The organism is Phaeovibrio sulfidiphilus, assembly GCF_014861485.1.
GTDB lineage: Bacteria > Pseudomonadota > Alphaproteobacteria > Rhodospirillales > Rhodospirillaceae > Phaeovibrio > Phaeovibrio sulfidiphilus.
On sequence record NZ_JACZHT010000004.1, the window covers coordinates 193,313 to 204,716 of the forward strand.

Below are 11,404 nucleotides of genomic sequence, written 5' to 3' on the forward strand. Positions count from 1 at the left end.
CCGAGCGCCCGCCCGGGTGAGTGCGGCGCTCAGTAGCGAACCACCATTCCAAGGAAGAAGGTCCGGCCGGGTTCGGGGTAGGCGTCGGAGAGGGAATAGTTTTTGCCCAGAAGGTTCTCGACGCCCGCCTCCAGGGTGAGGTGTCGGGCCACGTCCCATGTGGCCTTCAGGTCGAAGGTCATGAAACCGTCAAGGCGTCCGGTGTCGTTTGACAGGTAGAAGCGGTCACTGGTGGTGTACATGGCGCCCGTAAGGCGGAACTCGGGCAGCGGAGACCAGACGCCATAAAGCGAGCCCGTCAGGTGGGGTGCGTCGGCCGCGCGTCTCTTGTCCTTGCCCTTCTCGCTGTGGCTCCAGCCGAGGTAGCTGATGGTGCCCCCCAGGGTCAGGGTCGGGTCCAGGGCGGCCTCAAGGCCCAGCTCGGTTCCCCAGAAATGGAATTTTCCACCTCCGTTGACGGCGAATTCCTCGGACCGGGCGCCGACGGAGATGATGCGCTTGCGGACCTCGCTGTAGTAGGCGCTGGCCTGCATCTGGACCGTGTCAAACACCAGGCCCCGGTAGCCCGCCTCGTAGTGCAGGGCCTCTTCCGGATCCAGGGAGTCGGTGACGCCGGCCAGAAGGCGCCCGCGTCCATAGCGCTCGCGCATGGTGGGGAGCCGGGTCTTGCTGGCGAGGGTCGCGAAAATCTGGTGATCCGGGGCCACATCGTAGAACGAGCCCACCTGCCAGTTCAGGGCGTTGTAGCTCTTTTTCTCGCCCCGTCTCGGAGGCTGCCGGGCGTTGCCCGAATTCAGCTGGGTGTGCACCCGGTCGGTGCCCACGGTTGTGTAGGCGGCGCCGAAAACCAGGGTCCAGTCGGGCAGGGGGTTGAAGGTGTACTCGGCGCCCAGGTCCCAGGTGTGGTCCTTGATGTTGCGCTGGAGGGCGCCGGGCAGCTCGCGGGCGGGAAGCTGGGACGAGGTGTAGTCCTTGTGCATCTGGGAGCGGAAGGCCACGCTGGCCCCCAGCTTGTGCATGGGACTGAACCGCCAGCCCCCCTCCAGGCGCCCGCCGAGGGTGCGCTCGTTGTAGTGGCTGCTGAAACTCCGGTCGAGAACCCGGGTCTTCCAGTTCAGGGCGCGGGTTTCGTTCTCGTGGCGGTCATAGTAGAGGGCGCCGCGGATCCAGGCGTTGTCCTCCTGGCCGATCAGGGTGTTCAGGGAGAGGCGCTCCGTATCCCAGACCGGCCAGTTGACCAGAAACCGGGACATTCCCAGTCCGGGGCCCTCCACCCGGTGGGGCGTGTTCTTCCGGGAGTACTGGTTGGTGTAGCTGACCCAGACATCCACCGTGTCTACGGGTGTCAGCCCGGCGATCAGGCTGATCTTGCGGTCGTTGTGTCCCGAGTTGTCACGGCGCCCGCCGTTTTCCTTTTCGGTGCTCTGGAAGGATCCGGGCAGGCTCCAGAACGATTGCCGGTCCTGGGAGAAGGAGACCCGGGCGTAGTATTTCTCCTGGCGTGTGCCCACGCTGGCATCATAGACCCGGCCCTGGTCCGCCAGATGCCGGTCGAAATAGTTGTAGTAGCGGGCCGTGGCCTCGAACGCCTCGCGGGGCTTGGCGCTGACGATGTTGATGACCCCGCCGATGTTGTTGGTTCCGGTCAGTGTGGAGCTGTAGCCTTTCGAGACCTCGATGCGGTCCAGGTCGAAGGTGGCGATGCGGCCGTAGTCGAACTCGTTGCGGAACACGGTGGAGACCGGCAGTCCGTCCACGTAGATCGTGACATCGTAGCGGTTGAAGCCGCGCATGGTGATGTAGCCCTCGCCCCGGGCGCCGGAGCGGGTCAGGGTGACTCCGGGCAGCCCGCGCAGGGCGTCGTAGAGGGTGTTGGCGTTCTTCCTGTCCATGTCGGTGCGGGTGACCACGTCCATGGTGTCCTTGCGGTCCGAGACGTTGATGGTGACGATCCCGTCCTGGGCTGCCGGAGCGGGGTCGGCTGCCAGAGCGGGGTCGGTTGCCAGAGCGGGGTCGGTTGCCGGCGGGGTCCGGGCCAGCCCGGGATGCGGGGCCAGGCAGATCCCCCCCGCCAGCGCAAGCGCGAGGGCGGAGCCGGTGGAAAGCAGTGTCCTGTGTGTCATCGACGTGAGTCCTTCCTGGTGTTCTCCGTGTGGGCCGGAGACGTTGGAGAGGGGAGCGGCCCCGGTCCGGAAACGGGGCGGGGGTCGGGAAACGGAAGCCTCAGGTTCTCGGCCACGGTTTCCTGCGAAAGGCCGTAAAGCCGGCCAAGGCTCTCGGGTGTCATGATGTCGCGGGGCGCTCCCAGCCCGAGGATCCGTCCGTCCCGCATCAGGACGACCCGGTCCGCAGTGCGGGCCGCGTGCTCCGGCTGGTGGGTTGTGAAAAGGATGGAGAGCCCCCGGTTGCGCAGACCCCTCATGTGCTCGAGAACCCGGATCTGGTTGGCGAAATCCAGGCTGGCCGTGGGCTCGTCCATCACGAGGACGGCAGGCTCCTGGGCGAGGGCGCGCGCAATGATCACAAGCTGGCGCTCGCCACCGGACAGGTGCATGTAGTTGCGCCCGGCCAGCGGAAGGATGCCAAGACGCGCGAGGCAGTCCCGTGCCACTGCCCGGTCGGCAGGACCGGGGGCCCCGAACAGGCCAACGTGCGCCGTGCGCCCCATGAGCACCACGTCCTCCACCCGGAACGGGAAGACTGCCGCGTGCGCCTGGGGGACGTAGCCTGTGAAACGGGCCAGCTCCCGCCGGGTCCAGGCGGCCAGAGGTGCTCCGTTCACGTGAAGGGTGCCTTCCAGCGGGGGCAGCAGGCCCAGGATCGTTTTCAGGAGCGTCGTCTTTCCGCACCCGTTCGGCCCCAGAAGGCAGACAATCTCCCCCGCGCCGATGGACAGGGTGATGTCCCGTCCGATCTCCCGTTTGCCGTAGCCCAGGCAGAGGGCGCGCAGGTCCATGACCGTCATCGCCGGTCCCCCCCGCGCACCAGAAGGACCAGGAAGAACGGTACCCCGATGAAGGCCGTCAGAATGCCCAGGGGGATTTCGACGGGCGCCACGGTGCGGGCCGCTGTATCGGTCACCACCAGAAAGAGGGCGCCACTGAGCATGGAGACGGGCAGAAGGATGCGAAAATCCGGCCCGGTCAGGAAGCGGGCCATGTGGGGCACGACCAGGCCGACCCAGCCGATGACCCCCGAGATGGCCACCACCGCCGAGGTCATGAGGGTGGCCGCCACGATGAAGGCGATGCGGGTCCGGGTGACGTCCACGCCCATGGCTCTCGCCTCGTCGTCCTCGAAGCTCAGGAGGTTCATCCGCCAGCGCAGCAGCACCAGGGGCGCAAGGGCCAGGGTGATCCAGGGAAGGGCCCCGAGTACATCGTCCGCGCCGATGGTGTTGAGCCCCCCGAGAAGCCAGAACGTGATGGAACTGAGCTGGCTGTGCGGGTCGGACAGGATCTTGATCAGGGAGATCCCCGAGGCAAACAGGGAGCCGACCGCAACGCCGGACAGGACCAGGGCCAGGATCAGGGAGCGGGTGCGGGCGCACCAGGCAACGGCGCACACCAGCGTGACCGCAAGCAGTCCTCCGGAGAACGCGAACAGCTGGGTCACGCGGACCGAAAAATCCAGGTAGATGGCGAGGACGGCACCCAGTCCGGCTCCGGCGGAGACACCCAGAATGTCCGGCGAGACCAGGGGGTTGCGGAACATGCCCTGATAGGCGGTCCCGGCCACCGACAGGGCGGCTCCCACCACGACCGCCGCCAGAATGCGCGGCAGGCGGATCTTCCAGAGGACCACATCGTCACCGGAGCTCATGTCCACCCCCAGATCCGCGAGGGAGCGGCCCATCGATCGGACGATCGTCGCCGGACTGATGTCGTGCTGGCCAACCAGCAGGGAAACGAGGGATGCGAGGATCAGAAGGCCAAGAAGAAGCAGGATCCGGGACCGATTACTCATGGCCACGAGCCCCGACACCCGCGTTCAGGTCGGCCAGGTCCCGGTCCGTCAGGATGCAGCCGTAGAACAGGCGGAAGAAGGCCGTCAGCAGTGCGGTGTAGTCGTCGTCGGGAAATTCGGCTCCGTGGGCGATCCGGGTCATCCAGATCAGGCCCAGAAGGCGGTTGATCCCCGGAGGGCTCTCGAGCCATCCCCAGGGAAGGGACGGGGACAGGTACAGCCGGTTCTGCTTCACGGCGGGCAGGGCCTGGAACAGGGGGTTCGTCTGCGCCGCCTGAAAGAACGCCTCGCTCTGGGTCACGATAATGTCCGGCGCCCAGGCGACCAGCTGTTCCATCGAGACCCGGGCCAGTCGCGCCTGACCGGCATGGGCGGCCACATTGATGGCGCCGCAGTGCTCAATGGCCTCCGCGTGGATGGACCCGCCCAGGGCCGTTTCCAGCCCGCTGGCCGAGCGGGCCAGATAGACCCGGGGGCGCTCACGGCTCCGCTCCCGGATGCCGGCCAGATGGGCCAGGGTGCTCTGTGTGAAATCGGCCAGGGCCTGCCCCCGCTCGGGAACGCCCAGGCGCTCTCCCAGATCCCGGAGCATGGCCGCCATGTCGGGCAGACGCCCCGAGGCGATCACACAGGGGATGCCTGTGCGCCCGGCGATCTGTTCGAGGGTGCTGATAAAGTGCGTGTCCGCATCGCCCGCGTCCACGACGATGTCCGGGCGAAGGGCCACGATCCGCTCCAGGGACAGGGTCGAGCCCCGGCCCGCAAGGCGCCCCGTTCCCGGCAGATCCCGGGGGATCCGGGGCAGGTATTTGCGCCGCCAGGGCGGCATGTCCAGGCTCGACAGCCCGATGAGTTTTTCCGGCGCCAGGGAGACCAGAAGAACATCCGCAACCGGCCCGGCAGACAGGATGCGCCGGACCGTTTCCGGCGGCGGTCCATGGGCGGGGATTGGTGTCACCGCCCTCGTTCCCCCCCCTGTTCCGGCCCGGGCCGGGGCAGGCCAGTGCAGCAGCGGAAGGCTCGTCAGAAGGGCCCCGGAAAGGCTGAGGAAAGCACGTCTGTCCATTCTGTACTCCCGGCTTCCAGCCCTTGGGAACAGGGCCGGGGATTCTTGGCGCACGGTGTGCGTGCCGGTTAACAGCAAGATTGATGCCAGGCCGCGGACTCCCGCAAAACCGGCTCCGGGCGGGCTTTCCGAGCGAAAAAGAGTACGAAACGGAACACCTGCGTCAGAAACGTACAAAAAAGTGCGAAAGGGACCGCAGACGCCCCTTGTCCCCCCGGACCGGGCGGCGTAGCCTGAACCCAGCCGCCCCCTCGTGCCGGATGGATCACAGGGATGTACCGACAGAGCTCCTATGCCTTGCGTGAGGAGGATCGCTCGGGCCCGGCCTTTTTCCCGGGTTTGTGGACCCGGCCCCGGGACCGGTCCCACGCTCTTCTCTTCCGCGTTGCCGAACGGCTTTCGCGCTTCGGGCCCCTGTCCGAGGCGCTGGAGGACGTTCTTGCGCTTCTTTGTCGCGATCTGGGCTTCTCGTGTGCGGCCGTTCAGCTGTTTGAGGGGGAGACGGACCGGGTCCGTTTCCAGGCGACCGTGGGCCGGCGGGCGGTGTGCCGGTCGGGGGATTTCCTGTTTCCGGGAAGGGCCCTGATCCGGGCGGCCCGGGAGAGCGGGCGCCCCCGGTTCACGGCCCCGATTTCCAGGGAGGAAATCTATCTCCTGCAAGCCGGTGCCCTGTCTTTGGATGGTGACCCCAGTCCGGTTCAGTTTTGTGTTCCGATCCTGTTTCGGGGCCGGGTCGAGGGCGTCGTGTCCGTTGCCGCTCTTTATGACGCCGAGGATCCGGTGTGCCAGGACATCGAGCGGGTGGCGGCTGTGGCCTGCCTTCTGGCCCCCCACGTGGCGGCCGGGGCTGACGGCTGGGATCCCGTTTCGCTGCCTGCGCCCCCGTTGCCTTCGGTCCCGTCGCTCCCTCCCGGATCCGGAGGACGGGCAGGACCGCCACAGTCCACCGATGGGGCCCTCACTGTCCTGGCCCCTGTGCGTGGAACCGGGGCCGTTCCGGTCCCCGCGCTGCCGTCCGGTGCGCCGTCCGGTCCGGTATCCGGTCCGGCGTGCATGCTGGGCACGGCTCCGGCCATGACCCATCTCTTCCGGCTGATTGAAAAGGTCGCCCCCGCGCCGACAACGGTGCTGATCCTGGGGGAGAGCGGTGTCGGCAAGGAGCGGGTGGCCCGGGCCATTCACGAGGGCGGCCGGAACCCCGATGCGCCGTTCGTTGCGGTCAACTGTGCTGCCCTGCCGGAATCGGTTCTGGAAAGCGAGCTGTTCGGTCACGAGAAGGGCTCGTTCACCGGGGCGGTGGCCACCCGCAAGGGCCTGTTCGAGCGGGCCCACGGGGGCACCTTGTTTCTCGACGAGATCGGTGATCTTGGGTTCCTCATGCAGGCAAAGCTCCTGCGGGCTCTTCAGGAAAAGACGATCGAGCGCGTTGGCGGCACTCGCCCGGTCGAGGTGGATGTCCGGGTGCTGGCGGCGACCAACCGGGATCTGGAGCGGATGGTGGCGGAGGGCACATTCCGCGAGGACCTGTTTTTCCGGTTGAACGTGTTTCCCATCACGGTCTGCCCCCTTCGGGAGCGGCGGGAGGATATCCTGCCCCTTGCCGGGAGCATTCTGCGGCGTTTCGCGCGCTCCCATGGAAAACCCGCCCTGAGCGTGTCGCGAGCGGCGCAAGACCTGCTCGTGCAGCATCACTGGCCCGGAAATGTGCGGGAACTTGAGAACGTGCTTGAACGGGCGGTCATCCTGTGTGACGGCCCGGAGATCGGTCCCGGAGACCTTCTGCTGTTCTCCGGGAGTGCGGGTTCGGGCCCGGGGTCGGGTCCGGGAAACGGGCTCCCTGCACCCGCGTTGTCCGGTAGCAGGCTGGCCGACCTGGAGCGGAGCGCCCTTGTCGATGCCCTGACCCGGAGCCGGGGCAATGTCACCCGGGCGGCGGCCCTGCTTCAGGTGACACGCCGGGCCTTCAGTCTGCGGCTGAAAAAGTACGCGATCGACTACCGCCTGTTCCGCATTTGAATGCCGTCGTCTCCGGTCCGCCGGGCGGATACCGCGCGGGTGAGGGGGAGACGGGAGAGCTCCTGCTTGAAAAGGCTGGGCGGGTGTTGGGCGGCGCTGGTGTTGGGCGGCGCCGGGTTCCCGGGGGCCTGGCGTGGGAGTGGCCCAGGCGCCGGTGTCAGGTTGCGCGGGTGTCGGGCGGGACCGCCCGGCGGAGGCGCCGGACGGTCCTGTCGGGGAGGGCGGGGGATGGGGCCGCCCCGTCCCCGACGTCTGCGTCCCCCCGGGCAGGGACGCAGGGGGGGGATCCGGAAGCCCGGGTCAGGCGGCGGGCTGGAGGGTTCCGCCCTCGATCGCGGCCAGATCCACGGCGGCGCTGGGGCCCACGGGCATGACGTTGAACGTCTCCACCAGCACCTTCAGCACCCCCGGGGACACGAACGCGGGCAGGCTCGGCCCCAGGCGGATGTTGCGGATCCCGAGGTGCAGCAGGGCCAGCAGGACGGTCACCGCCTTCTGCTCGTACCAGGAGACCACCAGGGACAGGGGCAGGGCGTTGACGTCAGTCCCGAAGGCCTCGGCCAGGGCCTGGGCCACCCGGATGGCCGAGTAGCTGTCATTGCACTGGCCCATGTCCAGAAGGCGCGGCAGTCCCGCAATTTCCCCCGCGTCCAGGTCCGTGAGCCGGAACTTCCCACATCCCAGCGTCAGGATGATCCAGTCCTTGGGCGCCTGCTCCGCCATGTCGGTGAAGTAGTTGCGGCCGGGCTTGGCGCCATCGCACCCGCCAATCAGCAGGAAGCGCCGGATGTCCCCTTTCTTGACCGCCTCGACCACCGTGCCGGCGACGTCTGTCACGGTCTTGTGTCCGAAGCCGGCCCAGTGGAACCGCACCGGCTCCTGGTCCGCCTCGAAGCCGGGAAGGGCGCGGGCAGCGGCAATGACCTCGGAGAAGTCCCGGGTGGCAAGGTGCCGGATCCCGGGCCAGCCCACGACGGACCGGCTGTACAGGCGCTCCGCATACTCGGGGGACGGCTGCATCAGGCAGTTGGTGGTCATGACAATGGGGCCGGGGAACTGGGGGAACTCGCGCTTCTGAAGCATCCAGGCGCCGCCAAAGTGCCCCGCCAGGTGGGGGAAGCGGCGAAGCTCGGGGTAGGCGTGGGCGGGCAGCATCTCGCCGTGGGTGTAGACGTTGATGCCGGTCCCCTCGGTCTGCTCCAGAAGGGCCCGCAGGTCCGCAAGGTCGTGGCCGGACACCAGAATGGCCTTTCCGCGCACCGCGCCCATCCGGACCCGGGTGGGGACGGGGTGGCCGAGGCTGATGGTGTTGGCCCGGTCCAGAAGGGCCAGGGTTTTGAGGCTGGCCTCGCCGCAGCGCATCACAAGAGCCAGCAGCCCGTCGGGGGACGGGGCGGGGTCGTTCAGCGCGTCCAGGCCCTCCAGCATGAACGCATCCACCTCGGGATCGTGGAAGCCCAGCTCGGCGGCGTGGTGGGCGTAGGCCGCCATGCCCTTCAGGCCGTAGGTCAGCAGCTCCTGGAGGCTGACGATGTCCTCTCCGAAGGCTGTGCGGCGGGCCTGGATGCCGATGGTTTCCGCCAGGGCCATCTGGCCCTCGAGGGTCTCGGGCAGCAGGAAGCTGGCGGCTCCCGGGCAGTCCTGCCCGCCGGAGCACGGGCCTCCCTTTTTCGCCCGGCGCAGGGCGTCGCGCTCGGAGATGGTCGTTTGGATCATGCGGGCAAGGACCGCATCGTCGAAGTTCACGTTGGTGACGGTGGCAAACAGCCCCTCCTGGAGGCGGGTGACCTGGGCCTGCCGGTCCGGTCCGGACACGCCGGAGTGCAGGACGGCGCGGGCCAGGCCGCGGCAGGCATAGACCAGAAGGTCTTGCAGCGCGGCGGTCTCGGGTGTCTTGCTGCACACACCGATGGACGTGCAGCCGGTTTCATTTCGGGTCTGTTCACACTGGAAGCACAGCATGGAAACCTCTCCTGGAACGTGGCCGGAACGCGGGCGAGCGAAAGGGTTTTCGCGGGAAACCGGGTCCGGCGAAGGGTAAAAGGCGTGAAAGTGCGAATGCGGGGCGGCGGGTCGGGTTTTCGGGCGCCGGTCGTCAGTCGCCGCTGGCGGTCATTTTCCAGCCGGCGTCGGTAAAGTCGCGGACTCGGTCGATGGACGTGGTCTGCAAGACCTCCTCGATCCTGGGTTTTATCCCGGACCAGAAGGCGTGGACGGGACACGGACAGCTTCCCGAGCACCCCGGCAGTCCCAGAAGACACTGGTCGGCCCAGTCCTCCCCGTCTATGGCGTGCACCACATCCAGAAGGGAAATCCGGTGTGCCTCGCGGGCAAGCCGCAGGCCGCCGTCGCGCCCGCGCTTGCCCTCCAGAAGTCCGGCCTCCTGCAGGCGGGCCAGAATCTTGGACAGGTAGGGGCGGGGAATGTTGGCCTCCGCCGAGACATCGGCCGCTGCCCGGTACTCCTGCCCCTGCGGGTCAAGGGCGGCAAGAACCAGAACGCCGTAAGCCGTCGAGCGGGAAAGCGAAACCATGGGAACCCCCGGGGAAGCCTCGTACTGGAAGCACCTTCCTCTAAAATGACCCCGGGGTCAACTTTATTGATTACCTCGAGGTACGAATTAATGTTGGGTCGGGGCCGGGGGCGTTCGGGCACCCGCTCAGGCGTGCGGTTCCGGGCTTCAAGGGCAGAAAAAAACCCTGCACAGGATCCCGGAGGGTCTCCCGCACAGGGTTGGAGGTTCCCCGCTCCCGAGGGTCAGAACTTAGGAACGGGGGCGATGCGGTTTCTCCTGTTTTCCCGGCTCAGCCCCGAAACCCGACCGGAGCCAGGAAAGGAAAAACACGCTGTGCAGGTTTCCAAGGGTCCTGCACATTGGATCCTGCCCGAAAGGGCCCGCTCCGAGCGGACAGGATCAACACGGGCGCGCAGGCGGGGAGCCCCGCCGGGGGCTCAGCCTCTCTTGCGCGCAATCTGGAACCCCGAGCGGATCAGGTAGCGGACGGGCGCCGTCAGGCCCGACAGCATGTGAACCAGGCGGGTGAACGGGAACAGGCCGATGATCAGCAGTCCCAGGACGATGTGGGTTTTGAACACCCAGGGCTCGTGGACAATCAGGTCTGCGGCCCCGCTTCGGAAGGTCAGGATGTACTGGGCCCAGTTCGCCAGCGCCATCATGGAGGAGCCGTCCGGAGACCGGGCGCTGAAGGGAATGGTGCCCAGTCCCAGAAGAAGCTGGAGGTAAAGAAGGACCAGAACCACGGTGTCCATGGGTTTGCTGGTCGCCCGAATCCGCGGGTCGAACAGCCGGCGGTACAGAAGCCACGACATCCCCAGAAGGCAGACGATTCCGGCAATTCCCCCCGCCGTCATGGCCAGAAAGGCCTTCTGGGGCGCGCTGATGAACGGCTCGTAGACCGCATGGGGCGTCAGGAGCCCGACCGCATGCCCCAGGAACAGGAAGAGGATCCCGACGTGGAACAGGTTCGAGGCGATGACCATGCCCCGGCTTCTCAGGAGCATGGAGGAGTCGGCCTTCCACGTGTACTGCTCCCGGTCGTAGCGGATGATCGTGGCCACAAGGCACACGCTCAGGCAGAGGTAGGGGAAGTAGCCGAAGAAGAACTCGTGCAGATAGCTCTGGATCATTGGAAACCTCCAGCCTTGAGAGGCGAGGGCGAAACACCACCCGACGGAGCGCCGGGGTGCGAGGCGGTGCCAATCGGGAAGCACGGCGTTTCGAGCGCGCTGTTGGCATCCCGGCTGGCGTCGGGTTCATCCCGGTCGTCGGGCCGGTCGTCGGGCCGCTCCCCGGCGGTGTGCCCCAGCGCGGCAACCCGCACCTCGTCCGGGGCCCTGTCCGACAGGCTTTCAAGCGCGTCGAACACGCAGGCGTAGGGCGAGGCCTTTGCCCGCAGGCGCTGACCGATCAGGGCCACAATCGCGATGGCATCCCCCAGGAACTCCCGGGCCTCCTCCGGGGAGCACTGGGAGAGGAACTCCAGGAAGAGGGGAAGGTAGTCGGGCAGCTCGCGGCTGTCCGGGCTCAGGCCCCTGTCCTCGTAGGTTTGGAGCAGGGCGACCATGGCCGTCCCCCGGTCCCGGGATTCCCCATGGACATGCTCGAACAGGTGCAGGCAGTGGGAGCGGGTCCGGTCGAAGGTGTGGACGTAGTCCTCCTGGATCTCCAGCAGGTCGGTGGTCATCCGCCGCTCGACGAAAAGCCCCAGGGCCCGGAGGTGATCCCCGTGGAGGAGCCCCTCTTCGGCCAGGCGCCCGATCAGGGCCGGGCCGGCGGCGACCACCTCGGCATTCGGGTAATCCAGAAGAAGGCCAAGAATGCGGAACGTCTCCATG

The 11,404-nt window shown here is 67.4% G+C and carries 9 protein-coding genes; 1 reads left to right on the forward strand and 8 read right to left on the reverse strand.

Features of this window, described 5'->3' with window-relative positions:
• Positions 1-29 precede the first annotated feature (29 nt).
• From IHV25_RS06890 to IHV25_RS06905, 4 genes are read right to left on the reverse strand one after another with little or no spacing between them, the layout of a single operon-like run.
• Complete coding sequence (locus IHV25_RS06890) at positions 30-2,123, reverse strand: TonB-dependent receptor plug domain-containing protein (RefSeq protein WP_192534379.1); 2,094 nt, start codon at positions 2,121-2,123, stop codon at positions 30-32.
• Positions 2,120-2,965: an ABC transporter ATP-binding protein gene (locus IHV25_RS06895; RefSeq protein ID WP_192534380.1), complete on the reverse strand. Its 846-nt coding sequence runs from the start codon at positions 2,963-2,965 to the stop codon at positions 2,120-2,122. Before IHV25_RS06895 ends, IHV25_RS06890 begins: the two co-directional genes overlap by 4 nt.
• On the reverse strand, positions 2,962-3,966 hold the full coding sequence (locus tag IHV25_RS06900; protein ID WP_192534381.1) for a FecCD family ABC transporter permease: 1,005 nt from the start codon (positions 3,964-3,966) through the stop codon (positions 2,962-2,964). The genes IHV25_RS06895 and IHV25_RS06900 overlap by 4 nt, the downstream gene beginning before the upstream one ends.
• Positions 3,959-4,924, reverse strand: a complete 966-nt coding sequence (locus IHV25_RS06905) for an ABC transporter substrate-binding protein (protein WP_192534382.1) — start codon at positions 4,922-4,924, stop codon at positions 3,959-3,961. Before IHV25_RS06905 ends, IHV25_RS06900 begins: the two co-directional genes overlap by 8 nt.
• 381 nt (positions 4,925-5,305) lie before the next feature.
• Here IHV25_RS06905 and IHV25_RS06910 point away from each other — a divergent pair, with 381 nt between their 5' ends.
• Positions 5,306-7,048, forward strand: coding sequence for a sigma-54-dependent Fis family transcriptional regulator (locus tag IHV25_RS06910; RefSeq protein WP_192534383.1), 1,743 nt, complete (start codon positions 5,306-5,308; stop codon positions 7,046-7,048).
• Between the two features lie 300 nt (positions 7,049-7,348).
• Here IHV25_RS06910 and hcp read toward each other — a convergent pair whose 3' ends face one another.
• From hcp to narJ, 4 genes are all read right to left on the reverse strand, one after another.
• A complete protein-coding gene (gene hcp / locus IHV25_RS06915; protein ID WP_192534384.1) occupies positions 7,349-9,010 on the reverse strand; it encodes a hydroxylamine reductase in 1,662 nt (553 codons plus the stop codon).
• A gap of 133 nt (positions 9,011-9,143) precedes the next feature.
• Positions 9,144-9,581 (reverse strand): RrF2 family transcriptional regulator, encoded by a 438-nt coding sequence (locus IHV25_RS06920; protein ID WP_192534385.1) that lies wholly within the window; start codon positions 9,579-9,581, stop codon positions 9,144-9,146.
• 419 nt (positions 9,582-10,000) lie between these two features.
• Positions 10,001-10,696, reverse strand: a complete 696-nt coding sequence (gene narI / locus IHV25_RS06925; RefSeq protein ID WP_192534386.1) for a respiratory nitrate reductase subunit gamma — start codon at positions 10,694-10,696, stop codon at positions 10,001-10,003.
• A complete protein-coding gene (gene narJ, locus IHV25_RS06930) occupies positions 10,693-11,403 on the reverse strand; it encodes a nitrate reductase molybdenum cofactor assembly chaperone (RefSeq protein WP_192534387.1) in 711 nt (236 codons plus the stop codon). The genes narI and narJ overlap by 4 nt, the downstream gene beginning before the upstream one ends.
• Between the last annotated feature and the right edge of the window lies 1 nt (position 11,404).

Bases quoted from the DNA above. Each gene is read 5' to 3' on its own strand.
- IHV25_RS06890 (WP_192534379.1), bottom strand. From the start codon at position 2,123: ATGACACACAGGACACTGCTTTCCACCGGCTCCGCCCTCGCGCTTGCG.
- IHV25_RS06895 (WP_192534380.1), bottom strand. From the start codon at position 2,965: ATGACGGTCATGGACCTGCGCGCCCTCTGCCTGGGCTACGGCAAACGG.
- IHV25_RS06900 (WP_192534381.1), bottom strand. From the start codon at position 3,966: ATGAGTAATCGGTCCCGGATCCTGCTTCTTCTTGGCCTTCTGATCCTC.
- IHV25_RS06910 (WP_192534383.1), top strand. From the start codon at position 5,306: ATGTACCGACAGAGCTCCTATGCCTTGCGTGAGGAGGATCGCTCGGGC.
- hcp (WP_192534384.1), bottom strand. From the start codon at position 9,010: ATGCTGTGCTTCCAGTGTGAACAGACCCGAAATGAAACCGGCTGCACG.
- IHV25_RS06920 (WP_192534385.1), bottom strand. From the start codon at position 9,581: ATGGTTTCGCTTTCCCGCTCGACGGCTTACGGCGTTCTGGTTCTTGCC.
- narI (WP_192534386.1), bottom strand. From the start codon at position 10,696: ATGATCCAGAGCTATCTGCACGAGTTCTTCTTCGGCTACTTCCCCTAC.
- narJ (WP_192534387.1), bottom strand. From the start codon at position 11,403: ATGGAGACGTTCCGCATTCTTGGCCTTCTTCTGGATTACCCGAATGCC.